Below are 24,758 nucleotides of genomic sequence, written 5' to 3' on the forward strand. Positions count from 1 at the left end.
ACGGGCTCGTTTCTTGCCTGTCCTGCCTACGAAATCGCGGGGAGCTGGACCACCTGCCCGGCATAGGCCAGGCCGGCGCCGAAGCCGAGCAGCAGCGCGGTGTCACCGGGGCGGGCCTCGCCGGAGCGGAGGAGCTGTTCCATCGCCATGGGGATCGATGCAGCGCTGGTGTTGCCGCTCTCGGCGATGTCCCGCGCCACCGCGACGGAATCGGGGAGCCCCAGAGTGCGGATCAGCGCGTCGGTGATGCGACTGTTGGCCTGGTGCGGCACGAACGCGTCCAGGTCGTCCGCGGTGACCCCGGCCTTCTCCAGCGCGTCGCGGCACGCCTTCTCCAGAAAAGTGATGGCCCAACGGAAGACGGCCTGGCCGTCCATCCGGATGTACGGCCGCTCCGTACTGCCACCCGCGGCTTCGGCGGCCGCGACCTCGGCGAAATACTGCATGAAGTCCTTGTCCTGCTTGATCGCCTTGGTCTGGCTCCCGTCCGAACCCCACGCGACCGGACCGATCCCCTCGGAATCGGAGGGACCGACGACGACCGCACCGGCGCCGTCGGCGAAGATGAACGCGCACGTCCGGTCGGTGGGATCGAGTAGGTCGGACAGCCGCTCCACGCCGATCACCAGGACGTGCCGGGCCTGCCCTGCGCGGACGAGGCTCGCCGCGTTGCCGAGCGCGTAGCAGAAGCCGGCACAACCTGCGGAGACGTCGAAGGCGGCGGTGTCCTGCATGCCGAGTTCCGTCGCCACGACCGCTCCGGCCGACGGGCCGAGCACCATCTGTGACGAGGTGGCCAGCACGACGGCGTCGATCTGCTCGGCGACCAGTCCCGCCGCGGCGAGCGCGTCGCGGGCGGCGGCGACGCTCATCGAGACGATGGTCTCGTCGGGCTCGGCCCAGCCGCGAGCCGTGATGCCGGAACGAGTCCGGATCCACTCGTCGGACGAATCGATGCGGTCGACGATCTCGGAATTCGGGACCACACGTCGGGGCCGGTACACGCCGAGGCCCAGGAGGGCCGCGTGCGCGGCAGGAGTTGCGGTGGCAATGGGGGCAGGCACGGCATCCTCTCCATGTGGACCGATCGGACCACATGATTCCGATCTAACATCACTCGGATCGACGTCGCCCGGTTCTGGGCCGACATGAACGAATCGACCCGCTCCGCGATCGTTTCGGTGATCGGGGAGCGGGTCGATTCGACGAACTACCGACGCGACGGCGTCAGCGGTTCATACGACTCAGCAGTCGTAGTACAGCGAGAACTCGTACGGGTGCGGACGCAGGTTGACCGGGGCGATCTCCTGCTCGCGCTTGATCGCGATCCAGGTCTCGATCAGGTCGGTGGTGAACACGCCGCCCTCGGTGAGGTAGTCGTGATCCTGCTCGAGGCGGTCGATGACGGCCGACAGGCTGGTGGGCGCCTGCGGGATGTTGCGGGCCTCCTCCGGCGGGAGCTCGTAGAGGTCCTTGTCGACCGGAGCCATCGGCTCGATCTTGTTCTTGATGCCGTCCAGGCCGGCCATCATCTGCGCGGCGAAGTTCAGGTACGGGTTGCCGGAGGAGTCCGGGGCGCGGAACTCGATGCGCTTGGCCTTCGGGTTGTTGCCCGTGATCGGGATGCGGACCGCGGCGGAGCGGTTGCGCTGGCTGTAGACCAGGTTGATGGGGGCCTCGTAACCCGGCACCAGACGGTGGTACGAGTTGATCGTCGGGTTGGTGAACGCCAGCAGCGACGGCGCGTGGTGCAGGATGCCGCCGATGTACCAACGAGCGATGTCCGACAGGCCCGCGTAGCCGGCCTCGTCGTGGAACAGCGGCTTGCCGTCCTTCCACAGCGACTGGTGCACGTGCATGCCCGAGCCGTTGTCACCGAACAGCGGCTTCGGCATGAAGGTGGCCGACTTGCCGTACTGCCAGCAGGTGTTCTTCACGATGTACTTGAACAGCTGCAGGTCGTCGGCAGCGGCAAGCAGGGTGTTGAACTTGTAGTTGATCTCCTGCTGACCACCGGTGCCCACCTCGTGGTGGCCGCGCTCGAGCTCGAAGCCCGCGTTCGTCAGGTTCGTGGAGATCGCGTCACGCAGGTCGACGTAGTGGTCGTACGGTGCGACGGGGAAGTAGCCGCCCTTGGGGCGAACCTTGTAGCCGAGGTTGGGGGAGCCGTCGGCGTTGACGTCGTTGCCGGTGTTCCAGGCGCCGGAGACCGAATCCAGCTCGTAGAACGCGCCGTTCATCTGCGAGTCGTAGCGGACCGAGTCGAAGATGTAGAACTCGGCCTCGGCACCGAAGAACGCGGTGTCGGCGATGCCGGTCGACTTCAGGTACTCCTCCGCCTTGCGGGCGACGTTACGGGGATCGCGGCTGTAGGCCTCACGGGTGAACGGATCGTGGACGAAGAAGTCCATGTTCAGGGTGCGGGCCTTGCGGAACGGATCGATCCGCGCGGTCGCGACGTCGGGGAGGAGCATCATGTCGGACTCGTGGATCGACTGGAAGCCGCGGACCGAAGAGCCGTCGAACGCGAGGCCGTCCTCGAACACGTCCTGGTTGAACGCGGAGGCCGGGATGGAGAAGTGCTGCTGGACGCCCGGCAGGTCGCTGAATCGGATGTCGACGTACTCGATGTCCTGTTCGGCGATGTACTTGATGACCTCATCGGCCGTGGTGAACGCCACGTTGGTGCTCCTTAAGTCGGTTACCTGCCGGTCGGGTTGCGGCGGCTTCGTCGAGGCAAGACGGTAGAGAGCCGGTGTTGCCCGCTAATCAAGCCTATGTTTCGCCAGTGTTACACGTCGGGATTCGGCCCGTGGACCGGGTGTGAATGTGACCATTCCCACCGGTCGGCCCACTTCCGTCAGTGTGACGGAGGGCACCCCGGGTGCCACGGCCGGTCGGAACCCGCACGTCGACGCCTATCCTGGACGCTATGGCACGAATGATGGGTTCCTGGCTCTCCGGACCGTCCGCGGCGCTGCCGAAGGACCAGACCGAGGCGCAGGCGTACCGAGGCGAACTTCTCGGGCTTCCGGCCGACGGCCCCGGGTCGCTCGCGACCACCGGTCGCCGCATCGGGGCCCTCGTCATCGACTGGTTCATGTCGGCCGGCGTGGTCATGCTGTTCATGCAGCAGGCGCCGTGGGACTCCTACGTCTCGACGAACACGCTGGGATTGTGGTTCGTCGTCGGCCTCGTCTGCGTCACCCTGTTCTCGTTCACTCCGGGGCAGTACGCGATGGGACTGCAGGTGGCCCGCGTCGACGGCCCCGTGCCGGTCGGATTCCTGCGCGCCCTGGCCCGTCAGGCCCTGATCGTCTTCATCGCGCCGGCGGTCATCACCGACGTCGACGGCCGCGGCATGCACGACCGTGCCACCGGCACCGCGTTGGTGCGCACGCGCTGATTCGTCACTGTCCAGGTAGCCCGTAGACGCCGAATGTCACACCGGTTCAGTCCGACTGAACCGATGTGACATTCGGCGTTCGTGCGTGGGAAGGATCAGCGACGACGGATGGTGCGCTGCATGCCCTTCATCCGTGCGCCGGGCGGCAGCGGACCCTTGGGCATGGCCGCACCACTGCGGCTGCCGAGCGCGGCCAGACGCGACTCGATGGAGTCCATGCGCTTGGTGTCGATGTTGCGCGGCAGCTTGTTGAGGTACTTGACCAGCTGCGACAGCGGAACCTGGCCCTCGTCGTTGCCGACGACGATGTCGTAGATCGGGGTGTCGCCGACGAGGCGGGCCGTCTTCTTCTTCTCCTGTGCGAGCAGGCCCTTGACCCGCTGCGGCGAACCCTCGGCGACCAGGATGACGCCGGGACGGCCGATCACCCGGTGCACCGCGTCGAGCTGAGCGGTGCCGGTGACGGCGTTCTTCACCCGCCACGCGCCCTGCATGTTCTCGAGTGCCCACGCGGCTGCACCGGCCTGGCCCTCGGCCTTGCCGTACACCGTCTTCTGGACCCGCTTGCCGAAGATGATGAAGGCCAGCAGGACGCCCACCAGGACACCGATCGGCAGCAGGAACCACTCGATGCCGAAGATCAGCCCGACGAGGAAGAACACGAGCGCACTCGCGACGAGTGCGCCGATCATCATCGGCAGCAGCAGCTTGTCTTCCTTGCGCTGCATCTGGAACGCCTGCCAGAGCTGAGTCCGGCGTTCCTTGGACGCCTGCTTGCGGGCCGCCTTCGCCGCAGCCTTCGCTTCCTTGCTTGGTTTGCCCGCTTTACCGGACTTACTGCCGTTCGCCATACCTCACAGGATACGACCCTCACCGTGCCCTATCGCGCGCGCGGTGAGGGGGGGAACACGTCAGGCGCGGGCGGCGAGCCTCGCGAGCACCGAGCTCGCCTCCTGGGAAGCGCTGCCCTCCTCGGCGAGGTGGGCCTGGCCTTCGGGCAGGGCGCGGCCGTGGCGGGCCATCGCCTGCGCGTACAGGCGGCCGGCCCGGTACGACGAACGCACCAGCGGACCGGCCATCACACCGGCGAATCCGATCTCCTCGGCGGCCCGCGAGTGCTCGACGAACTCCTCGGGCTTGACCCACCGTTCGACCGGATGGTGCCGCGGCGAGGGGCGCAGGTACTGCGTGATCGTGATGATGTCGCAGCCCGCCTCGTGCAGGTCGACCATCGCCTGCTGGACCTCCTCGGGGGTCTCGCCCATACCGAGGATGAGGTTCGACTTGGTCACCAGGCCGAATTCACGGGCCGCCGTGATCACGCCGAGTGAGCGCTCGTAGCGGAACGCCGGGCGGATCCGCTTGAAGATGCGTGGCACGGTCTCCAGGTTGTGCGCGAGCACCTCGGGACGGGACTCGAACACCTCGGCCAGCAGATCGGGCTTGCCGTTGAAGTCGGGGATCAGGTTCTCGACACCGGTGCCCGGATTCATCGCGTGGATCTGACGCACGGTCTCCGCGTACAGCCAGGCGCCGCCGTCGGGCAGGTCGTCGCGGGCCACACCGGTGATGGTCGAGTAGCGCAGACCCATCGCCTTGACGCTCTCGGCGACCCGGCGCGGCTCGTCACGATCGAGCGCGGCCGGCTTGCCGGTGTCGATCTGGCAGAAATCGCAACGGCGCGTGCACTGCTCGCCGCCGATGAGGAACGTCGCCTCCCGGTCCTCCCAGCACTCGTAGATGTTGGGGCAGCCCGCTTCCTCGCAGACCGTGTGCAGGCCTTCGTTCTTCACCAGGCCCTTGAGCTCGGTGTACTCCGGGCCCATCTTCGCGCGGGTCCGAATCCAGTTGGGCTTGCGTTCGATCGGAGTTTCCGCATTTCGGGTCTCGATGCGGAGCAGCTTCCGTCCTTCTGGGGCGACAGTCACGCCGTCGATCGTACGCCTGACCGAACCGTCGCTCCGGGCTGGGCGGCAGGCCTCAACCGAACCGCACGGTCGTGAACTCGGGGGCCGCCGCGGCCGTGTCGAAGGTCACTCGTTCGATGTCGTGGGTGGCCACCGGCAAGGCGCCGTCGAGCGCCGCCTGTACTGCCGCGATCACGGCGGGCGCGACGTCGTCGACGGTCACGTCGCGCCCGAGCTCGCGCGACAGGGTCGTCACGCCGGCGTCGGTGATGCCGCACGGGACGATGTTGTCGAACCCGTCGAGTTCGGCGTTGCAGTTGAGGGCGAAACCGTGCATCGTGACGCCGCGCTGCACCCGCACCCCGATCGCGGCCACCTTCCGCTCGGGCAGCCAGTTGCCGTCGACCAGCGCCGCGGGCAGCCACACGCCGGATCGGCCCTCGACTCGTCCGCACGTCAGGCCCAGGTCGGTGCACACCGCGATGAGCGCCTCCTCGACCCGGCGGACGTACCCGACGACGTCGACCGGCTCGGCGAGTTTGACGATCGGATAGCCGACCAGCTGACCCGGACCGTGCCACGTGATCTTGCCGCCGCGGTCGACGTCGATGACGGGTGTGCCGTCGGCGGGACGGTCCTCCGGCGCGGTGCGCCTACCCGCGGTGTACACGGCGGGATGCTCGAGCAGCAGCAGCGTGTCGGCACCCTCGTCGTCCGCCCGCGCGGTGGCGATCACGCGCTGGCGATCCCACGCCTCCATGTAGTCGATGCGCCCGAGCTGCTCGACGACCATCGGCTGGGAACTGGAGCGGGCCGTGCTCGTGGCCGCCGCGAAGACACTGCTCATGATCGAAGACGTTACGCCTGACCGAATGCGTATCCGAGAGCGTCCTCGATCGTGCGGTGCCGGAAGTCGAAACCGGCGTCCGTCAGCACTTTCGGGACCGCCCGCTGTCCGGTCAGGACGGCCTCCCGCGCGAACTCGCCGACCAGCGCGGACACCGCGAAGCCCGGCACGATCCACGGGGTCGGCCGATGCAGTGCGTGACCCATCGCCGACGTGAAGGCCGTGTTGGTGACCGGTTCGGGCGCGCACAGGTCCACGGGCCCGCGAACGTCGTCGTGGGTGAGTGCGAACTCGATCGCGGCCACCTCGTCGGCGAGGGAGATCCACGACAGGTACTGCCGGCCGCTGCCCAGGCGTCCACCGAGGCCCAGCGAGAACAGTGGACGCAACTTGCCGAGCATGCCCCCGGTGGGGGATAGCACCGTCGCGGTCCGCAGGTTCACGACGCGGACACCGGCCGCACTCGCCCGCGCAGTGGCCGCCTCCCAGTCTCGGCAGAGATCTGCGAGGAACCCGCCGCCGGCCGGTGAACGCTCGTCGACGATCCGGTCACCGGTGTCGCCGTAGTAGCCGATCGCGCTGCCGTTCAGGAGCACCGGAACGCCGGCCTCGGCGACCGCGTGGGCGAGCACGTCCGTCGTGGTGAGCCGACTGTCGCGCAGTTCCTGCTTGTAGGCCCCCGACCAGCGCTTGTCGCCGATCCCGGCGCCGCACAGGTTGACGACCGCGTCGGTGCCGCGCAGCACCTCGTCGTCGAGCTGCCCACGTCCGGGATCCCACTGGGACTCGTCGGGACTCGACGGCCGTCTGCGCACCAGTCGGGTCACCTCATGGCCGTCCGCGTGCAGCGATGTGACGAGCGCGTTCCCGATCAGGCCCGACGACCCGGCGACGACGATCCGCATGTGTTCTCCTCCTTCGACGGCTCCTGCCGATACGCCGAGGGGCACCACTTCGTGTGGAAGTGGTGCCCCTCGGCGGTCATTCGTGTGGCGTTCGCGATCCGCGGGACCTCACAGGCCCAGATCGGCCTCGAACGACGCCTCCTCGAGGCGCTGCTTGATGGTGGTCAGGAAACGACCCGCATCCGCGCCGTCGACCAGGCGGTGGTCGTAGGTGAGCGGCAGGTAGCACATCGAGCGGACGCCGATGGACTCGTTGCCGTTCTCGTCCTGGACCACGACCGGGCGCTTGACGATCGCGCCGGTGCCCAGCATCGCAGCCTGCGGCGGCACCAGGATCGGGGTGTCGAACAGGGCGCCCTGGCTACCGATGTTGGTGATCGTGAAGGTGCCACCGGACAGCTCGTCCGGCTTGAGGCCACCGGTGCGGGCACGCTTGGCGATGTCGGCGATCGCGCGGGCCAGGCCGGCCAGCGACAGGTCGCCCGCGTTGTGGATGACCGGCGAGAGCAGGCCCTGCTCGGTGTCGACCGCGATGCCCAGGTGCTCGGCAGCGTGGTACGTGATCTCCTTGGCGTCCTCGTTGTAGCTCGCGTTCACGTTCGGGTGAACCTTGAGTGCCTCGACGACGGCCTTCGCGAAGAACGGCAGGAACGTCAGGTTGACGCCCTCGCGCTCGGCGAAGTCGGCCTTCGCCTGCGCACGCAGCGCCGCGATCCGGGTGACGTCGACCTCGAAGGTCTGGGTCAGCTGAGCGGTGCTCTGCAGCGATTCGCGGGTCTTGACGGCCGTGATCTGACGGATCCGGTTGACCTTCTGCGTGGTGCCACGCAGGTGCGCGAGTTCCGGACGCACACCCGCGGTCGCGGCGGGGGCCGGAGCGGCGGCAGCGGGGGCGGCTGCAGCCGGAGCGGCGGCGGGAGCCTTGGCGGCGTCGGCGGCGGCGAGGACGTCCTGCTTGCGGATGCGTCCACCGACGCCCGTGCCCGAGACCTTCGACAGGTCGACGTTGTTGTCGGCGGCGAGCTTGCGCACGAGCGGGGTGACGTACGGCGCGTTGTCGGTCGACTGGGTCGGTGCGGCGGCCGGTGCGGGAGCAGCAGCGGGGGCGGCCGGTGCGGCAGCCGGAGCCGGAGCAGCAGCGGCGGGAGCCGGGGTGGGCTCGGGTGCGGGAGGCTGGGTGGGCTCGGGTGCGGGAGCCGGAGCGGCCGGGGCAGCGGCCGCCGGAGCTCCGGAGCCGATGACGGCGAGCTGGCCGCCCACGTCGACGACGTCGTCCTCCTGCGCGCTGATCTCGAGCAGCACACCGGCGACGGGCGACGGGATCTCGGTGTCGACCTTGTCCGTCGAGACCTCGAGGAGGGGCTCGTCGACGGCAACCTCGTCACCGACGGCCTTGAGCCAGCGGGTGACGGTGCCCTCGGTGACCGACTCGCCCAGCTCCGGCATCGTGACCGGGGTGCCGGACGAGGAACCGTCGGAAGGAGCAGCGGCGGGCTCGGCGGCCGGAGCCGGTGCAGACTCGGCGGCGGGAGCCGGAGTCTCCTCGGCGGGGGCCGGAGTCTCCTCGGCGGCGGGAGCGGGAGTGGCCTCGGCGGCGGGAGCGGGAGTGGCCTCGGCGGCAGGCGCCTCGCCGGCCTCACCGATCACGGCCAGCTCGCCACCGATGTCGACGACGTCGTCCTCCTGCGCGACGATCTTCGTCAGGACGCCGGCAGCGGGCGACGGGATCTCGGTGTCGACCTTGTCGGTGGAGACTTCGAGCAACGGCTCGTCTACTTCGACCGTGTCCCCTTCCTGCTTGAGCCACCGCGTGACAGTTCCCTCGGTGACGGATTCACCCAGGGCTGGCATCTGGACGGAGAAGGCCATTTCTTTTGACTCCTCGACGGTTGTGTTCGGGTTTGTTGAGTTTTGTCGACTTGTGGTCGAAAACCATTGTGCTCGAGAAGCACGGTTCCGGCGGCGTTGTACGACGTTTCCGAGGCGCCTCACTCCGGCGGTGTGCTGCGCTTCGGACCCGTCGTGCGGCGCCTCCGCCCATCCTTTCATTGATGCCCTGGGCGCGTCGTGCGAGGGGCGTGTCACGTGAATTTCCTCGTCGCTGCTGTCACGGGCTGGCAAAATCGGACAGATCGCTGCGGAGTCGTCCGCGAAGCGCCGGGAGGAGAGTTCACGTGGGGTTGTTCGACCGATTCACGCGCCGGGGTGGGGCGCGTCCGAGGGCGGGGGTCGAGTCCGACGCGCGTCACCTGGCGGACTGGGCGGCTTCGCACCGCGGCGTCGAGGCCTACATCGAACCCGAGACCACGGTGACCGAGTTGACCGTCGTGCTCGTCGCGTACGACGGCGAATGGACGCGGCGCAAGGTCGGCGGCGAGCGGGGCGCCCGCAAACTCGGCCAGGACCTGAAGATCCCCGTCTACGACGTGCGCAAGACCGGATACCCGCAGCGCATGCGCGACTACGACAACCGGCGCCGGATCGAACGCAAGCGGGAACGGCAGCGCGAACTGTAGGCGGCTGCGCCACCCGTGCGCCTTTTCGGTAGTCGCGGCTACCAGAAGGGCGCACGGGCGCGGAGCGCCTAGCCGTTGGCGGCGATGTCCTCGATCACCGAGATCATCGTCCGAACCGGGACACCGGTGCCGCCCTTGCCGGTGTAGCCGAACGGGCCGCCGGTGTTGAACGCCGGCCCGGCCACGTCGATGTGCGCCCACTGCACGTCGTCGGCGACGAACTCCTTCAGGAAGATCGCGGCAGCGAGCATGCCGCCCCACCGGTGCGGGGTGACGTTCGCGAGGTCGGCGACCCGCGAGTTCAGGTCGGCGCGCAGCTCCGACGGCATCGGCATCGGCCACGCGTTCTCGCCGATCTCCTGCGAGATCGTGGCGACGCGGTCGCGGAAGTCGTCGGTGCCCATGACGCCCGCGGTGCGGTTGCCCAGGGCCACCATCTGCGCGCCGGTCAGCGTCGCGGTGTCGATCAGGTAGTCGGGCTCGTCCTCGCAGGCGCGGGCGATCGCGTCGGCCAGGATCAGGCGGCCCTCGGCGTCGGTGTTGATCACCTCGACGGTGGTGCCGCCGTACTGGGTGAGCACGTCGCCGGGACGTTGCGCCGTCGCCGACGGCATGTTCTCCGCCATCGGCACCCACGCCGTGACGTCGACGGGCAGGCGCAGCTTGGCGGCCAGCACGACCGTGGCGACGACGGCGGCCGCACCGCCCATGTCGGAGGTCATGTTCTCCATGCCGGCAGCCGGCTTGATGGAGATGCCGCCGGTGTCGAACGTGACACCCTTGCCGACCAGTGCGACCTTCTTGACTCCGCGGCGCTTGCCGGACGAGTACGTCATCTGCACCAGGCGCGGCGGGCGGGACGAGCCCTGACCGACACCGACGATGCCGCCGAAACCGGCCTTCGCGAGTGCCTTCTCGTCGAGGACCTTGACGGTCAGCCCGGCGGCGGAGCCGAGGGCCTTGGCGCGGGCGGCGAACTCGGCCGGGAACAGGTGGCTCGGCGGGGTGTTGACGAGCTCACGCGCAGTGGCGACGGCCTCGGCGACGGCGATCGAGCGGGCCAGCGTGTCCTTCGTGGACTTCGCCCGCGGTGCCTCGACGAGCAGTTCGACGCGGGCGAGCGGCTGCGCGCCGGCGCCCGGCGCCGACTTCGCCTTGAACTCGCTGTAGCTGTACGCCCCCAGGTAGAAGCCCTCCGCGGCGGCACCGAGGTCGACAGCCGACAGAGTGGTGGAGGCGGTTGCGACACCGGTCAGTGCGCGAGCGGCCACGCCGGCCGACTTGCGGACCTGCTCGCCGTCGATCTTGTCGGCTGCGCCCAGTCCGACGGCCAGCACGCTCGACACCGCCAGTGCGGCCGGGGCGGGGACGCGAGTGAGTTCCTCGGCCTTGCCGGTCGCGCCGACGGCCTGCAGGTCGTCGAGGAGCCCGGCCAACACTTCCTCGTCCACGCCGGCGCCGACGAGCGCCTCCGGTCCGTCGGATCCGGCCGTCAGACCGATCACGAGCACGTCGGCCCGCTTTCCGATCGATCCGACCGGAGCCAGTTCGGGGCCCAGGGGGCGAATGGGGGACGAGGTTGCGGGCACGGGCATCTCCTGCGGTGGGGAAGGAAGAAAAAGGGGCTTGCCGAAATCCGATGTTAGTGCCCGGAATGCGGTACGGAGGTGCAGGCGGCGTCGGCTAGCGTTGTCGCCCATGAGCGACGAGCAGCTGCTGCAGGGACCCATCCACTCCGTTCACGTCGACCTCGGCGCCACCTTCGCCCCGTTCGGCGGCTGGGAGATGCCCGTCTCGTACGCCGGCACCGTCGCCGAGCACACCGCGGTCCGCGAGGCGGTCGGCCTGTTCGACGTCAGCCACCTGGGCAAGGCGCTCGTCGCGGGCGCCGGCGCCGCCGACTTCGTCAACGCGACACTCACCGCCGACCTCGGCAAGATCGGCCCCGGCCAGGCCCAGTACACGTTGTGCTGCACGGAGGCCGGCGGCGTCGTCGACGACCTGATCGCCTACTACGTCGCCGACGACGAGGTGTTCCTCGTCCCGAACGCGGCCAACACCGCCGACGTCGTCGCGCGACTGCAGGCGGCCGCGCCCGAGGGAATCGAGATCACCGACCAGCACCGCGACTACGCGGTGTTCGCGGTGCAGGGACCCAAGGCGGGTGAGGTCCTCGCGGCGCTGGACCTGCGCGGTGACATCGCGATCGCCGACATCGACTACATGGGTTTCGCGGACATGGACTGGCACGGCGTCCCGGTCCGGGTGTGCCGGAGCGGCTACACCGGTGAGCGCGGCTTCGAGTTGCTGCCGCGCTGGGCCGACGCGGAGGCACTGTTCCGGGCACTGATCGACGCCGTGCGCGCGCAGGGCGGCGAGGTCGCCGGGCTCGGTGCCCGCGACACCCTGCGCACCGAGGCCGGATACCCGCTGCACGGACACGAACTCTCGCTCGACATCTCGCCGTTGCAGGCGCGTTGCGGCTGGGCCATCGGCTGGGCCAAGCCGCAGTTCTGGGGTCGCGACGCGCTGACCGCGGAGAAGGCCGCGGGTCCGGCTCGGCGGATGTGGGGGATCAAGGCGCTCGACCGCGGCGTTCTGCGGCAGGGACAGACCGTGTCGAAGGACGGTGCGTCGATCGGCGAGACCACGTCGGGCACCTTCTCGCCGACGCTCAAGGTGGGGATCGCTCTGGCGTTGCTCGACACTGCCTCCGGGGTGGCGGCGGGCGACGAGATCTCCGTCGACGTGCGCGGGCGTAGCCTCCGATGCGAGGTCGTCACGCCGCCGTTCGTGCCGGTCCACACCAGGTAACGCTCGGCACCAGGGAAAAAGCGGCGAAACTCCGTTAGATAGGATTACGGCTTATGACAGACGGCCTCGAATTCGCGCGCACCCAGCATCCTTCTCCCGCGACCGAAGAGGCGCGGCGCGAGATTCTGGAGGCGCCCGGATTCGGTCGGTTCTTCACCGATCACATGGTCTCGATCATGTACACCGAGGGCCGCGGCTGGCACGACGCCGAGGTGCTGCCCTACGGTCCGATCGAACTCGACCCGGCCGGCATGGTGCTGCACTACGGGCAGGCCATCTTCGAGGGTCTGAAGGCCTACCGTCAGCCGGGCGGCGGCATCTCGTCGTTCCGTCTCACCGCGAACGCGGAGCGTCTGCGTCAGTCGGCCCGCCGTCTGGCGATGCCGGAGCTGCCCGACGACCTGTTCGTCCGTTCGATCGACGCGCTGCTCGACGTCGACGAGGCGTGGGTCCCCGCCGCCGGTGGCGAGGACTCGCTGTACCTGCGGCCCTTCATGTTCTCCACCGAGGCCGGTCTCGGAGTTCGCCCGGCCAAGGAATACCGCTACCTGCTGATCGCGTCCCCGGCCGGCGCGTACTTCCCGCGCGGCGTCAAGCCCGTGAGCGTGTGGCTCTCGCGGGAGTACGTGCGGGCGGCCCCGGGTGGTACCGGCGCCGCGAAGTTCGCCGGCAACTACGCCGCGTCGCTGCTGGCGCAGGCGCAGGCCTCGGACGAGGGCTGCGACCAGGTGGTGTGGCTCGACGCGATCGAGCGCAAGTACGTCGAGGAGATGGGCGGGATGAACCTGTTCTTCGTCTTCGGCTCGGGCCCGGACGCGCGTCTGGTGACGCCGTCGCTGTCCGGCTCGCTGCTGCCGGGCATTACCCGCGACTCGCTGCTCGCGCTGGCCGCCGACGCCGGCTTCGCCGTCGAGGAGCGCAAGATCAGCACCGACGAGTGGCGCGAGAAGGCCGCATCCGGGGAGATCACCGAGGTGTTCGCGTGCGGTACCGCCGCCGTCATCACGCCGGTCGGCCGCGTGAAGTCCGCCGAGGGCGAGTTCACCATCGCCGACGGCGAGCCGGGCAAGATCACGATGGCGCTGCGCGACACCCTCACCGGCATCCAACGCGGCACCTTCGCCGACACCCACGGTTGGATGACCAAGCTGCGCTGAGTCCGCACACCGATTCGTCTCGGGCCCTTCCGCTTCCGGCGGGAGGGCCCGAGCGCGTCCGGGCTCAGGAACCGATCAGGAATCCTACGGCCGTCGCGGCGACCGTGAATTCGATCGCAGCCCCGAGCACATCGCCGTTGACGCCCGCGAAGCGGCGGACACAGTGCCGAACCAGCAGTATCGCCCCGGTGAGGGCGACGACGATCACGAGCGGGCCCTGCCACCACCGGTCCGGGACGGCCCACAGCGCCGCGACCGCTGCCGCTGCGCCCCACACCGCGGCCGTCCACGCCGGTTGCGAATCCGCCACCAACGCGCCGAAACCGCTCGGGCTCGACGCGGGAATGCCGCGGCGACAGGCGAAGACGGCCGATACGCGTCCGGTCGCGACGGCGACCGCCACCGCGATCCAGGCGCCGCCCGCGCCCAGCGAACCGAACGCGAGCGCCTGCACGCCGATGGTGACGATCAACGCGGCCACCCCGAACGGTCCGGCGCCCCCGCTGCGCATCACCTCGCGCGCTCGCTCCGGCGGGCCGTAACAGCCCAGGCCGTCGGCGGTGTCGGCGAGACCGTCGACGTGCATCCCGCGGGTCGACACGGCCAGCGCGCCGACCGTGAGCAGTCCCGCCAGTGCCGGGTCGAGTCCGGCCCACACCAGCACCCACAGCACGGCGACGGCGCCCGCACCGAGCAGCGCCCCGACCACCGGCGCCGCGCCGATGGCCGCCCGCCCTTCGGCGCGGCCGATCTCGCGCGGGCCGCGCACCGGTAGCACCGTGAGCCAGGACAGTGCCGTCGACAGCCCGGCGACCGCGGCGCGCACGATCAGTTCGATTCCGCTGCAGCGCCGTCGGGTTCGGGCTCGAGTTCGGTGTTGTTGCTCACCCCGGCGGAATCGAAGGTGGCCATGTGCGCGAGGGTCGCGACCGCGCCCTGCAGGATCGGCAGCGCCGCGACGGCGCCCGAGCCCTCGCCGAGACGCATGTCGAGGCCGAGGATCGGATCGAGACCCAGGTGCCGCAGCGCGATCGAATGTGCCGGTTCGGTGGAGCGGTGACCGGCCACCCACCACTCGCGCGCACCGGGGGCGAGCGCCTCCGCGACCACCGCGGAGGCGGTGACGACGAGGCCGTCGACGATCACCGGCGTCCTGCGCGCCGACGCCTGCGCCAGGAAGCCGGCCATGGCGGCCAGATCGGCGCCGGACACCGTGCGGAGCAGTCCCACCGCGTCGCGGACGTGGGGGCGCGCCCGACGCAGCGCGTCACGGATCGCGGCGGTCTTGCGCATCCACCCGGCGTCGTCGACGCCGGTGCCGCGACCGACCGCGGCGACGGGCTCGGTGTCGGTGAGCGCGGCGATGAGGACCGTCGCGGGCGTGGTGTTCCCGATGCCCATCTCGCCGGCGATGAGCAGGTCCGCGCCCGAGTCGATCTCCTCGTCGGCGATCGCGCGTCCGGCCGCGACGGCGCGCAGCGTCTCCTCGTGCGTGAGCGCGTCCTCGCGGTCGATCGACCCCGACGAGCGGCGGATCTTGTACGCCGACACGACCGGATCGGTATCGGCGTCGACGGACAGGTCGACGACGCGCACCGACGCGCCCGCGACGTCCGCGAGCACGTTCACGGCCGCACCGCCGCCCTGGATGTTCGCGACCATCTGCGCGGTCACCTCGGGCGGGTACGCGGACACCCCGCCGCGGGCGATGCCGTGGTCGCCGGCGAACACCACCACGCGTGGGCGGGCGAAGATATGCGGGGGGCACACGCCCTGGCAGGCCGCGGCCCACACCGACAGTTCCTCGAGGCGGCCGAGGGCGCCGGTCGGCTTCGTCAGCATCGACTGACGGGCCAGTGCCTGCTCCCGCACCCCGGCGTCCGGCGGGGTGAGCGGCTCGTAGAGTGGAGCGGACGGGCTCACGGGTTCGCTTGTCACGCTAAGCCTTTCGTATCGGCGCGGGTCGTTTGAGGATCAGGGGGAGGCCGGCGACCACGAGGATCACGTCGTCGCACACATCGGCCAGGCGGGCGTTGAGGGCGCCGAGCTCGTCGCGAAACAACCGCCCCGAGCGGTGCTCGGGGATCACGCCCATGCCCACCTCGGGACTCACCAGCAGCAGCCGATCTCCGTATGACGCGACAGCGTCGACGAGTCCGTCGGTGCGGCTCGCGATCGTCCCGCGGGGAGCGTCCCAGGCGTCGGCGTCGTCCAGTTCGGCGGTGATCCACGTCCCGAGGTCGTCGACCAACGTCGGGGGGTGCGGGCCGGGGGCGCTCAGCACGGCGACGAGGCTGCCGTCGTGCCCGGTCTCGACCGTCGACCACGCATCGGGGCGGCGTCGGCGATGTTGATCGATGCGGGCGTCCCAGTCCCGGTCGTCCGCGTAGCGGCGCGCCGTGGCCACGTACCGGACGTGCGTGCCGGGGGCGAGGTCGTCGAGCAGGCCCTCCGCATGTGCCGACTTGCCGGACCGCGCGCCGCCGAGCACGAGGGTGCGCCGGGCACGGGACGAATCGGGGGAGGGCACGAGGGTAGACGCTACCAACCGCGTCGGGCCGGTCCCCGCAGTGCGAGGACCGGCCCGAGACGCAGGTGGATCAGACGGCGTCGCCCGGCTTGACCCGGGGTGCCGGTGCGCGCATCTTCCGGATCTGTGACGCGCGGACGAAGGCGTACCAGCCGAGCTTGAAGCCCCCGTCGACGCTGTCCGGGTACCGCTCGCGGACCTTGTTGTTGATCATCCGGCCGAGGAAGTAGCCCTCGCCCGCCATGAACAGCATCATCACGAGCATCGCCAGTGTCACGTAGTTCTGGATGACGGGGCTCAGGAACATCGCCATGATCAGTACGAGGGCCAGCGGCATGAAGAGACCGACGAGGTTGCGGCGGCTGTCGACGAGATCGCGCGTGTAGGCGCGGACCGGACCCTTGTCACGCGGGAGCAGATACTTCTCCTCGCCCGCGAGCATTCGGGCGCGGCGATTCGCGGACTCGGCGCGGCGCTCGGCGGCCGCGGCCTTGCGCTCCTCCTTGTTGCCGCGATTGGCCTTGCGGCGGGCGCGGGCTTCCTTGGAGGTGAGCGGAGCGGGCGCCACCGGACCGCGCTTCTTGGCCTCGGCCTCGCGCCGCTTCGGGGTCGGGCGGCCCTTGCCCGGCGTGGATGCGCCGGCGGCATCGGCCGTTCCCGGCTCGTCAGTGGTGGTCTCCGCGGTCGACTCGATGACCTCGACGTCGCGCTTGTCGGAATTGTCGGAGTCGCCTCGGCGTAGCAGCTTCACGTCACCAGGCTATGGGATAACTGCCGTGCAGTCGAAACCGACCACCCGTCGAACCGCCAGGACGCCTTCCGAAATGCCGAGGTCGGATGGCCGCCATACACTGCGCTGATGCGCGTGCTCATCGCCCCCGACTCGTTCGGTGAAACCCTCACTGCGGTACAGGCGGCCGAGGCGATGGCGGCCGGATGGTCGGCCGCACGGCCCTCGGACACCGTCGTACTCGCACCGCAGTCCGACGGCGGCCCCGGGTTCGCCGATGTGATTTCGGCCACTGCCGGGGGGATGCGATCCGCGCGCGTGTCAGGGCCGCTCGGGCAGGCGGTCGAGGCGCGCTGGGTCCTCGCCGACGACGCCGCCTACATCGAATCGGCCCAGGCGGTGGGGCTCGGGCTGCTCGCTGGGCCGCCCACCCGGACGACGTCCCTCGAGGCGCACAGCCGCGGCGTCGGCGAGTTGATCGCGGCGGCGGTCGACGCCGGCGCGCGCCGGATCGTCGTCGGACTCGGCGGGTCCTGCTGCACCGACGGCGGGCGCGGGATGATCGCCGCCCTCGGCGGTCCGGACGAGGCCGCGCGCCGACTCCGGGATGTGGAACTAGTCGCGGCCACCGACGTCGAGCATCCCCTGCTCGGCGTGCACGGGGCCGCCCACGTGTTCGGCCCGCAGAAGGGCGCCGACGCGTCCGCGATCGAGCTTCTCGAGCAGCGCAACGCCGTTTGGGCAGGAGAATTGGCGCGGGCCTGCGGGCGCGACGTCGCCGACCTGCCCGGTGCCGGTGCGGCCGGTGGACTGGGCGCGGCGCTGCTCGCGCTCGGCGCCGTGCGCGAATCGGGGGCTGAGGTGGTGGCCGCGTGCACCGGTCAGGGCGATCAGCTCGCGGATTCCGACGTCGTGCTGACCGGTGAGGGCCGGTTCGACCACCAGTCCCTGCGCGGCAAACTCGTCACCACGCTCGCCGCCGCGGCCCGGCGCGGGGGAGTGCCGACGGTGGTTCTCGCGGGGCAGGTCGCGGTGGATCCGGACACCGCAGCCGAGGCCGGCATCGTCGCGGCGTTCTCGGTGGCGGAGTTCGCGGGCTCGGTCGAGCGAGCCATGACAGAGGCCGCCAGCCGGCTCGAGGCTCTGACGTCGTGCGTCGCCGACCGATGGCGCGGCCCGTCGAGCGCTGTGTGGATCGCCCCGATACATGAGGAATAGCAGCGCGGAGAGTACCGTTGAAGCGATCACGGGTTTGATACGAGCGACAGGGAGAGCCCATGACTGTGCAGAACGAGACGGCCACGCACGGCGTCACGATGACCGAGGCCGCGTCCTCCAAGGCGAAGGCGCTGCTCGATCAGGAGGGACGCGACGACCTCGCGCTGCGCATCGCCGTGCAGCCCGGTGGCTGTGCCGGCCTGCGGTACCAGCTGTTCTTCGACGACCGCAGCCTCGACGGTGACCTCGTCGTCGACTTCGGTGGCGTCAACCTCGCCGTCGATCGCATGAGCGCCCCCTACGTCGAGGGCGCCTCCATCGACTTCGTCGACACCATCGAGAAGCAGGGCTTCACGATCGACAACCCGAACGCCACGGGGTCCTGCGCCTGCGGCGACTCGTTCAACTGAGTCCCGAACAACCTTCTCGACGCACTCTGACGCGGAGTCTGCCTCACCGGCGGGCTCCGCGTCAGACTGCGTTGCGCCCCCGACTGGCGTCCTGACCGACGGCGCCACCCGAGCTGAAAGGCACCCGCGTGACCATTGCGGTAACCGGATCCATCGCCACCGACCATCTGATGCGGTTCCCGGGCCGCTTCGCCGAGCAGCTGCTCGCCGACCAGCTCGCGCACATCTCGCTGAGCTTCCTGGTCGACGACCTGGTGATCCGCCGCGGCGGCGTCGGCGGCAACATCGCATACGCGATGGGTGTGCTGGGTGGCTCGCCGCTGCTCGTCGGTGCGGCGGGCGTCGACTTCGCCGAGTACCGCACCTGGCTCGAATCCAATGGTGTCGACTGCAGCGCGGTTCGCGTGTCCGACAGCGCCTACACCGCCCGCTTCGTGTGCACCACCGACGAGGACATGGCCCAGATCGCGTCGTTCTATCCCGGCGCCATGAGCGAGGCTCGGGAGATCGAGATCGCCGCCGTCGCGAAGGCTGCCGGCGACCTCGACCTGGTGCTTGTCGGCGCCAACGACCCCGACGCCATGCTGCGCCACACCGACGAGTGCCGACTGCTCGGCCTCCCGTTCGCCGCCGACCCGTCCCAGCAGCTCGCGCGCCTGTCGGGCGACGACGCCAAGAAGCTCATCCAGGGCGCCAAGTACCTGTTCACCAACGAGTACGAGTGGGGTCTTCTGCAGCAGAAGACCGGGCTGTCGGAGGAGGAGATCCGCTCCCAGGTCGGACTGCGCGTCACCACGCTCGGCGCCAAGGGCGTCGAGATCGTCGACGCCGACGGCAACTGGGTCCGCGTCGGCGTCGTGCCCGAGCGCGGCAAGGTCGACCCGACCGGCGTCGGCGACGCGTTCCGTGCGGGCTTCCTGCTGGCACACTCCGCGGGCCTGAGCGTCGAGCGGTCCGCGCAGTTGGGCTCGCTCGTCGCCGTCTACGTCCTCGAGACCGTCGGCACGCAGGAATGGACGTTCCAGCGCGACGACGCCCTCAAGCGACTCACCGAGGCGTACGGCCGCGCCGCCGCCGACGACATCGCGGCGCTGCTCCCGTAAGGCGGCTACGCCGCCCGTGCGCCTTTTTGGTAGTACCAGCTACCGAAAAGGCGCACGGGCGCGGAGCGCCTACAGGCTGACCGGGTACACCGGCTCCTGAATCTGCGGCACGATGCGCTTCTCGACGAAGATCCCGTGCCACACCATGAAGCACAGAACCGTCCACAGCCGGCGGCTGTGATCCGACGTCCCCGCGCGGTGCTCGTTCAGCATCCGGGTGACGGCCGCCTTGTCGAAGATGTGATCGGTACCCGACTCGGCGATCTGCTGGTGCGCCCAGTCGAACAGCTCGGTGCCGGCCAGCCAGTGCCGCAACGGGACCGGGAAGCCCAGCTTGGCGCGATGGAGCACGTGCGGCGGCACGATGCCCTCGAGCGCCTGCCGCAGCGCGTACTTCGTCGTGGTCTTCGTGATCTTCTGATCCAGCGGCACACGCGAAGCGACGTCGAACACCTCGGGGTCGAGGAACGGCACCCGCAGCTCGAGCGAGTTCGCCATCGTCATCTTGTCGGCCTTGACCAGGATGTCGCCGCGCAGCCATGTGAACAGGTCCAGGTGCTGCATGCGCGCCACCGGATCCCAGTCCCGCGACTGCGCGTAGATGGGTGCGGTGACGTCCTGATGCGTCCACTCCGGGCGGAAGTCGCGCAGCACCGCCCTCAGCTGGGCGTCGTTGAAGCTGCGCGCGTTGCCGTAGTAGCGCTCCTCGAGCGTCATCGAGCCGCGGCTCAGCAGGCTCTTGCCGCGGGTGCCGTCCGGGATGCGCTCGGACAGCTTGCGGGCCGCCTTGCGCAGCGGTGCCGGCAGGTAGTCGAACGGCTTCAGCGACAGCGGTTCCCGGTAGATGGTGTAACCGCCGAACAGCTCGTCCGCGCCCTCGCCGGAGAGCACCACCTTGACGTGCTTGCGCGCCTCCTTCGCCACGAACCAGAGGGGAACGAGGGCGGGGTCGGCGACCGGATCGTCCAGATACCAGATGATCTCGGGGATCGCGGCCGCGAACTCGGCGGGGGAGACGACCTTGACCACGTGCCGTGCACCGATCGCCGCCGCGGACTCGGCCGCGACGTCCACCTCCGAGTAGCCCTCGCGCTCGAACCCGGTGGTGAAGGTGATCAGGTTCGGGTTGTGCCGCATCGCGAGCGCCGCGATCGCGGTGGAGTCGATGCCGCCCGACAGGAACGAGCCCACGGTGACGTCGGCGCGCATGTGCTTGGCCACCGAGTCCTCGAGGGCCTCCGCGATCTCGCGATAGCGGGACGCCTCGCTGCCGGGCGCGAACGGGACCGCCGGGAAGGTCGGCGTGAAGTAGCGCGTGGTCTCGGGCGCCTTGCCCGGCGTCAGGCGCGCGTAGCACCCGGATTCCAGTCGGCGGATCTCGGCGTGCAGCGTCTCGGGTTCCGGGACGTACTGGAGCACCGTGTAGTGCTCTGTCGCGCGCGGATCGAGGTCGGTGTCGATGCCGATGACGTCGGCCAGCTCGAGCAGACTCTTCTTCTCGCTGCCGAACGCGGTGCCGGCGGCGCCGGTCGCGATGAACAGCGGCTTGATGCCGAAGGGGTCGCGCGCCACGAACAGCTCGCGGGTCTCGGTGTCCCACACCGCGAACGCGAACATCCCGCGCAGCCGGCAGACGGCGTCGGCGCCCCAGTAGTGGAAGGCGGCGACAATGGCTTCGCTGTCGCCCTCGGTGCGGAACTGCGCGTCGTGGTCCTTCGCGAGCTCCGCTCGGATCTCGAGGTAGTTGTAGATCTCACCGTTGAACGTGAGCGCGTACCGCTCGGGGTTCTCCGGCGGACCCCACCGCAGCGGCTGGTGCGAGTGTTCGATGTCGATGATCGACAGCCGGTTGAAACCGAAGATCAGGTCGTCGTCGTGCCACGTGCCGTGCTCGTCCGGGCCGCGATGGCGCAGGCAGTGCATGGCCGCATCGACGCGGGCGACGGCGTCGTCGCTGGTGCCGTCGGTGGTGAGTAGTCCGAGCAGTCCGCACACGGCGTCCAGTACCTCGATTCAGAGTCGGTTGTCGGGCGGAGACCGGTGGTCCGCGGGGGCTCGCCGATTTCCCAGGAAAGTATGCCGCAGTTTCCGGAGGGGGACCGTCGCCGGACCGCGGGAGGTGGCCGCGATCTCAGCTGAATCCCAGGTAGGGCGCGTAGCGTGGAGGGCCATTGGTCCCGACTGCAACACGGGCGCCGACCCGACAGTGGAGGATCGGCGCCTTTGGTCTACGCTGCGTAGTAATTGGGCCTTCCCTTCGGGTGTGCCCTAGTGGAATTGCGGCGATCAGGAAGGCGTGAACGTGGCGCAAGGTCGGATCCTTCGGCGAGCCGGGCTGGCAGGCTCTTTGGGCATAGCTGCCATGCTGTTGTCGGGATGTTCAATCGACAACTCGGTGCTTCGCTTCGGGTGGCCCTCGGGAGTTACCCCGCAGGCAGAACGCATGCGCGAACTGTGGACGTGGTCGGTCATCGCCGCCCTCGTCATGGGTGTCATCGTGTGGGGCCTCACCTTCTGGGTGGTCGTGTTCCACCGCAAGAAGAAGGACTCGCCCGAGTTCCCCCGTCAGACGGCATACAACGTGCCGTTGGAGCTGTTCTACACGGCAGTTCCGTTCGTGATCATCGCTGTTCTCTTCTACTTCACGGTCGTGGTGCAGAACTACGTCACCGAGAAGAAGGACAACCCGAACGTGGTCGTCGACGTGACGGCCTACCAGTGGAACTGGAAGTTCGGCTACCGCAGCATCGATCTCGGTGACGGCGCCGCCAAGTACGACGGCATCGACCAGGCCGCTACCGAGGCCGCGCTGGCTGCGTCGAAGCCCGAAGGCGTCGACGAGCACGGCAAGGAGAAGATCGGCGCGATCCACGGCAAGAACCCGCAGGACCTGTCCTACCTGGCGTACGACAAGATCGAGACCGTCGGCACCAGCAACGAGGTTCCGATCCTGGTGCTGCCGACCGGCAAGCGTATCGAGTTCGTCCTGGCGTCCTCCGACGTCATCCACTCCTTCTGGGTCCCGGAGTTCCTGTTCAAGCGTGACGTGAACCCGAACCCCAAGGAGAACCACTCGGACAACGTCTTCCAGATCAGTGAGATCGAGAAGGAAGGCGCGTTCGTGGGCCGCTGCGCCGAGATGTGCGGCACCTTCCACGCGATGATGAACTTCGAGGTCCGTGCAGTGACGCCGGAGAAGTTCGAGCAGTACATCCAGGCCCGTAAGTCGGTCGAAGAGGGCGGCAAGGGCATGAACACCGGCGAGGCGCTGGCGTCGATCGGCGAGTCGCCCACCGCGACCTCGACCTCCCCGTTCTACACCGATCGCACCGTGCGCGAGGCATCGGCCAACGGGAACTGACGCCCGAGAACCACTGACCAAGGACAAGAACTGATATGAAGATCGAAGCCAAGCTCTTCGAGATCCTGACGGTGTTCTTCATTCTCGTCGCGATCGTCTACGGTGTCTTCACCGCGATGTCGCGGACCGGAATCGAGTGGGCCGGCCTCACCGCGATCATCCTGTCGGCAGGCCTGAGCCTGATCGTCGGGACCTACTTCCGCTTCGTGGCGCGTCGTCTCGACACCCGCCCCGAGGACTACGAAGAGGCCGAAATCTCCGACGGCTCGGGCGACCTGGGCTTCTTCAGCCCCGGCAGCTTCTGGCCGATCCTGCTGGCCGGTGCGGCCGCCTTCGCGGCCATCTCGCTGGCGTTCTTCCAGCCGTGGATGATCGTCGTGGCCGTGGTGCTGGTTCTCACCGCCGCCGCCGGCCTGGTCTTCGAGTACCACCTCGGACCCGAGAAGCACTAGCGCTCACCTCAGAACGACGCCGAAGGCGCCGAACCCCCAGCCGGGTTCGGCGCCTTCGCCGTTCTCGGGGCTTGTCACAGGGTCGCTGCGGCGTCCGGCACCCAGTTCCCGTGGAAGCCGGCGGGAACCCGGCGGGGGAGCGCGATCGACGCCTGATCCTCGAGCGTCCGCGCATCGAGGATCCTGAGCTCGGTCGAGTTCTCCGCGAGATTCGTCACCAATCCCATCACCACGCCGTGCCCTCCGGGGAGTCCGGAGCCTCCGGGTGGAACACGAACTCGCCCACCGCCGATCGGGGGCCGAAATCGCGCATGGCCTGGATGCCGTGGGCGCGATCGGACCGGACGAGGCGGTGCTCGCCGGAGAGGTCGTCCGAGCCGACCACGAGCCAGCAGTCGTGATGGAGCGAGGCGGTGTGGCGCTCGTCGAACCGCGGGAACTCGACGTTCTCGTCGCCGAGTCGGGTGCGGCGGACGCGGCTGCTGACCAGCGGGTCCAGATGCCAGCGCTCGAGTCGCGGGCGCCCCTCGGACGGACCGGTGCGGTCGGCGTCGAACACCCGCTCGTGCACGACGAGATCCACGACCACCTTCCCGCCCTCGCTGGCGGCGTTGACCGGGTGAAAGACGTAGCACGGCTCGACGTCCAACCACATCGGTGTCGGATCACCGCGGCGGGGGACGAGCCCCACACGGGGCGGATAGCGGTGGTCCCAGCGGTACGGGAAGCTCCCGGCGCGGGTCGCAGGCACGCGGTTCAGGACCGGAGGCGGCAGTCGGACGCGTCCGATCGTGGCACTCAGCGCGAGCGCGGCGAAGGGACGCAGCGGGCGGGCGATGTTGGCGGTGACGGCGCTGCGAACGTCGAACGTGACCGGCAGGTCGTAGATCACCACGAAGTCAGGGGTGAGCGAGAAGGCGTGCATCATCGGGCTGCCCGGATGGGCGGTGTAGCCGCCGCGCACCGTGCCGTCGAAGTCGCACACGTCGACCGTGTCAAGGTCGTAGGAGAGTTCGGCACAGGCGACGCCCGCCTCGACCAGGGCGAGGGTGCGCCCCGCGAAGCCGATGACGTTGGTGTTCGCCGACGGCCCGTGCAGGGGTGAGCGACCGTGCTCCGGGGGAGCGGATCGGTGCAGCGCCCTCGACGTGACCTCCGAGTCGACCCACCTGTTGCGGTACCACAGCGCGCGTCCACCGCTGATCCGGATGCCGTGCACCATGCCGTCGCCGGTGAACCAGTTGTACTCGTCCGGACGCACCTGCGCGATCGGGTTGGGGCCGTTGCGCAGATAGCGGCCGTCGAGACACTCCGGGATCGTGCCCCGCACCGGAAGGTCGAACTCGGTCACCTCGGCGCGCACCGGTGCATACCGTTCGTCGACATAGCTCGCCACCATGGA

The 24,758-nt window shown here is 69.4% G+C and carries 22 protein-coding genes and 1 pseudogene; 9 read left to right on the forward strand and 14 right to left on the reverse strand.

All coding sequences use genetic code 11. The features are described 5' to 3' along the window. Positions 1-26: 26 nt before the first annotated feature. Both A6I89_RS04010 and glnA read right to left on the reverse strand, forming a co-directional pair. Entirely contained in the window at positions 27-1,064 is a 1,038-nt protein-coding gene (locus A6I89_RS04010; RefSeq protein WP_022596593.1) for a beta-ketoacyl-ACP synthase III, read from the reverse strand. 180 nt (positions 1,065-1,244) lie between these two features. Then, entirely contained in the window at positions 1,245-2,681 is a 1,437-nt protein-coding gene (gene glnA, locus A6I89_RS04015) for a type I glutamate--ammonia ligase (RefSeq protein ID WP_005512438.1), read from the reverse strand. A 251-nt stretch (positions 2,682-2,932) separates the two neighbouring features. Between glnA and A6I89_RS04020 the strand changes: the two genes are divergently transcribed. After that, positions 2,933-3,406 (forward strand): RDD family protein, encoded by a 474-nt coding sequence (locus A6I89_RS04020; protein ID WP_044991180.1) that lies wholly within the window; start codon positions 2,933-2,935, stop codon positions 3,404-3,406. A 95-nt stretch (positions 3,407-3,501) separates the two neighbouring features. Here the strand turns inward: A6I89_RS04020 and A6I89_RS04025 are convergent, their stop codons facing one another. From A6I89_RS04025 to sucB, 5 genes are all read right to left on the reverse strand, one after another. Next, entirely contained in the window at positions 3,502-4,257 is a 756-nt protein-coding gene (locus A6I89_RS04025; protein WP_005512441.1) for a DUF4191 domain-containing protein, read from the reverse strand. Between the two features lie 60 nt (positions 4,258-4,317). Beyond that, positions 4,318-5,334, reverse strand: coding sequence for a lipoyl synthase (gene lipA, locus A6I89_RS04030; RefSeq protein WP_013416407.1), 1,017 nt, complete (start codon positions 5,332-5,334; stop codon positions 4,318-4,320). 52 nt (positions 5,335-5,386) lie between these two features. Further along, positions 5,387-6,160 (reverse strand): lipoyl(octanoyl) transferase LipB, encoded by a 774-nt coding sequence (gene lipB / locus A6I89_RS04035; RefSeq protein ID WP_022596589.1) that lies wholly within the window; start codon positions 6,158-6,160, stop codon positions 5,387-5,389. Positions 6,161-6,171: 11 nt separating this feature from the next. After that, positions 6,172-7,065, reverse strand: a complete 894-nt coding sequence (locus A6I89_RS04040; protein WP_005512449.1) for a TIGR01777 family oxidoreductase — start codon at positions 7,063-7,065, stop codon at positions 6,172-6,174. Between the two features lie 108 nt (positions 7,066-7,173). Further along, complete coding sequence (gene sucB, locus A6I89_RS04045; RefSeq protein WP_060934547.1) at positions 7,174-8,934, reverse strand: 2-oxoglutarate dehydrogenase, E2 component, dihydrolipoamide succinyltransferase; 1,761 nt, start codon at positions 8,932-8,934, stop codon at positions 7,174-7,176. Between the two features lie 305 nt (positions 8,935-9,239). On the opposite strand from sucB, the gene A6I89_RS04050 reads away from it, so the two are divergent. After that, entirely contained in the window at positions 9,240-9,581 is a 342-nt protein-coding gene (locus A6I89_RS04050; RefSeq protein WP_005512454.1) for a hypothetical protein, read from the forward strand. A 68-nt stretch (positions 9,582-9,649) separates the two neighbouring features. Here the strand turns inward: A6I89_RS04050 and A6I89_RS04055 are convergent, their stop codons facing one another. Continuing rightward, entirely contained in the window at positions 9,650-11,176 is a 1,527-nt protein-coding gene (locus tag A6I89_RS04055) for a leucyl aminopeptidase (protein WP_041674301.1), read from the reverse strand. Between the two features lie 103 nt (positions 11,177-11,279). Between A6I89_RS04055 and gcvT the strand changes: the two genes are divergently transcribed. Beyond that, complete coding sequence (gene gcvT / locus A6I89_RS04060) at positions 11,280-12,395, forward strand: glycine cleavage system aminomethyltransferase GcvT (RefSeq protein WP_022596585.1); 1,116 nt, start codon at positions 11,280-11,282, stop codon at positions 12,393-12,395. A gap of 53 nt (positions 12,396-12,448) precedes the next feature. After that, on the forward strand, positions 12,449-13,552 hold the full coding sequence (locus A6I89_RS04065; protein ID WP_005512459.1) for a branched-chain amino acid aminotransferase: 1,104 nt from the start codon (positions 12,449-12,451) through the stop codon (positions 13,550-13,552). Between the two features lie 64 nt (positions 13,553-13,616). Here the strand turns inward: A6I89_RS04065 and A6I89_RS04070 are convergent, their stop codons facing one another. The 4 genes from A6I89_RS04070 to A6I89_RS04085 form a co-directional block, all read right to left on the reverse strand. After that, positions 13,617-14,378, reverse strand: a complete 762-nt coding sequence (locus A6I89_RS04070; RefSeq protein ID WP_022596583.1) for an adenosylcobinamide-GDP ribazoletransferase — start codon at positions 14,376-14,378, stop codon at positions 13,617-13,619. Between the two features lie 2 nt (positions 14,379-14,380). Beyond that, on the reverse strand, positions 14,381-15,490 hold the full coding sequence (gene cobT, locus A6I89_RS04075; RefSeq protein WP_041674300.1) for a nicotinate-nucleotide--dimethylbenzimidazole phosphoribosyltransferase: 1,110 nt from the start codon (positions 15,488-15,490) through the stop codon (positions 14,381-14,383). Between the two features lies 1 nt (position 15,491). Then, entirely contained in the window at positions 15,492-16,082 is a 591-nt protein-coding gene (locus A6I89_RS04080) for a bifunctional adenosylcobinamide kinase/adenosylcobinamide-phosphate guanylyltransferase (protein WP_022596581.1), read from the reverse strand. Positions 16,083-16,152: 70 nt separating this feature from the next. Next, positions 16,153-16,833, reverse strand: a complete 681-nt coding sequence (locus A6I89_RS04085) for a DUF3043 domain-containing protein (protein ID WP_005512468.1) — start codon at positions 16,831-16,833, stop codon at positions 16,153-16,155. A gap of 108 nt (positions 16,834-16,941) precedes the next feature. On the opposite strand from A6I89_RS04085, the gene A6I89_RS04090 reads away from it, so the two are divergent. The 3 genes from A6I89_RS04090 to A6I89_RS04100 all read left to right on the forward strand — a co-directional run bounded on the left by A6I89_RS04090 (position 16,942) and on the right by A6I89_RS04100 (position 19,543). Next, a complete protein-coding gene (locus A6I89_RS04090; protein ID WP_022596579.1) occupies positions 16,942-18,030 on the forward strand; it encodes a glycerate kinase family protein in 1,089 nt (362 codons plus the stop codon). Positions 18,031-18,089: 59 nt separating this feature from the next. Beyond that, entirely contained in the window at positions 18,090-18,440 is a 351-nt protein-coding gene (locus A6I89_RS04095) for a HesB/IscA family protein (RefSeq protein ID WP_005512470.1), read from the forward strand. Between the two features lie 128 nt (positions 18,441-18,568). After that, entirely contained in the window at positions 18,569-19,543 is a 975-nt protein-coding gene (locus A6I89_RS04100; RefSeq protein ID WP_022596577.1) for a carbohydrate kinase family protein, read from the forward strand. Positions 19,544-19,612: 69 nt separating this feature from the next. Here the strand turns inward: A6I89_RS04100 and asnB are convergent, their stop codons facing one another. Further along, entirely contained in the window at positions 19,613-21,538 is a 1,926-nt protein-coding gene (gene asnB / locus A6I89_RS04105; RefSeq protein WP_022596575.1) for an asparagine synthase (glutamine-hydrolyzing), read from the reverse strand. A gap of 301 nt (positions 21,539-21,839) precedes the next feature. On the opposite strand from asnB, the gene ctaC reads away from it, so the two are divergent. Continuing rightward, positions 21,840-22,904, forward strand: coding sequence for an aa3-type cytochrome oxidase subunit II (gene ctaC / locus A6I89_RS04110; protein ID WP_080561105.1), 1,065 nt, complete (start codon positions 21,840-21,842; stop codon positions 22,902-22,904). 35 nt (positions 22,905-22,939) lie between these two features. After that, the gene (locus A6I89_RS04115; RefSeq protein WP_005512476.1) at positions 22,940-23,356 is read left to right on the forward strand and encodes a cytochrome c oxidase subunit 4; all 417 of its coding nucleotides are present in this window, start codon (positions 22,940-22,942) and stop codon (positions 23,354-23,356) included. A gap of 74 nt (positions 23,357-23,430) precedes the next feature. Here the strand turns inward: A6I89_RS04115 and A6I89_RS04120 are convergent. Beyond that, positions 23,431-24,755, reverse strand: a pseudogene (locus A6I89_RS04120) (carotenoid oxygenase family protein). Positions 24,756-24,758: the final 3 nt, after the last annotated feature.

The sequence above is a fragment of the Prescottella equi genome (assembly GCF_002094305.1).
GTDB classification, from domain to species: domain Bacteria; phylum Actinomycetota; class Actinomycetes; order Mycobacteriales; family Mycobacteriaceae; genus Prescottella; species Prescottella equi.

Excerpts from the sequence above, each read along its gene's own strand:
- A6I89_RS04020 (WP_044991180.1), top strand. The coding sequence starts at position 2,933 with ATGGCACGAATGATGGGTTCCTGGCTCTCCGGACCGTCCGCGGCGCTG.
- A6I89_RS04065 (WP_005512459.1), top strand. The coding sequence starts at position 12,449 with ATGACAGACGGCCTCGAATTCGCGCGCACCCAGCATCCTTCTCCCGCG.
- A6I89_RS04055 (WP_041674301.1), bottom strand. The coding sequence starts at position 11,176 with ATGCCCGTGCCCGCAACCTCGTCCCCCATTCGCCCCCTGGGCCCCGAA.
- A6I89_RS04095 (WP_005512470.1), top strand. The coding sequence starts at position 18,090 with ATGACTGTGCAGAACGAGACGGCCACGCACGGCGTCACGATGACCGAG.
- lipB (WP_022596589.1), bottom strand. The coding sequence starts at position 6,160 with ATGAGCAGTGTCTTCGCGGCGGCCACGAGCACGGCCCGCTCCAGTTCC.
- A6I89_RS04090 (WP_022596579.1), top strand. The coding sequence starts at position 16,942 with ATGCGCGTGCTCATCGCCCCCGACTCGTTCGGTGAAACCCTCACTGCG.
- A6I89_RS04115 (WP_005512476.1), top strand. The coding sequence starts at position 22,940 with ATGAAGATCGAAGCCAAGCTCTTCGAGATCCTGACGGTGTTCTTCATT.
- gcvT (WP_022596585.1), top strand. The coding sequence starts at position 11,280 with ATGAGCGACGAGCAGCTGCTGCAGGGACCCATCCACTCCGTTCACGTC.
- sucB (WP_060934547.1), bottom strand. The coding sequence starts at position 8,934 with ATGGCCTTCTCCGTCCAGATGCCAGCCCTGGGTGAATCCGTCACCGAG.
- A6I89_RS04025 (WP_005512441.1), bottom strand. The coding sequence starts at position 4,257 with ATGGCGAACGGCAGTAAGTCCGGTAAAGCGGGCAAACCAAGCAAGGAA.
- A6I89_RS04040 (WP_005512449.1), bottom strand. The coding sequence starts at position 7,065 with ATGCGGATCGTCGTCGCCGGGTCGTCGGGCCTGATCGGGAACGCGCTC.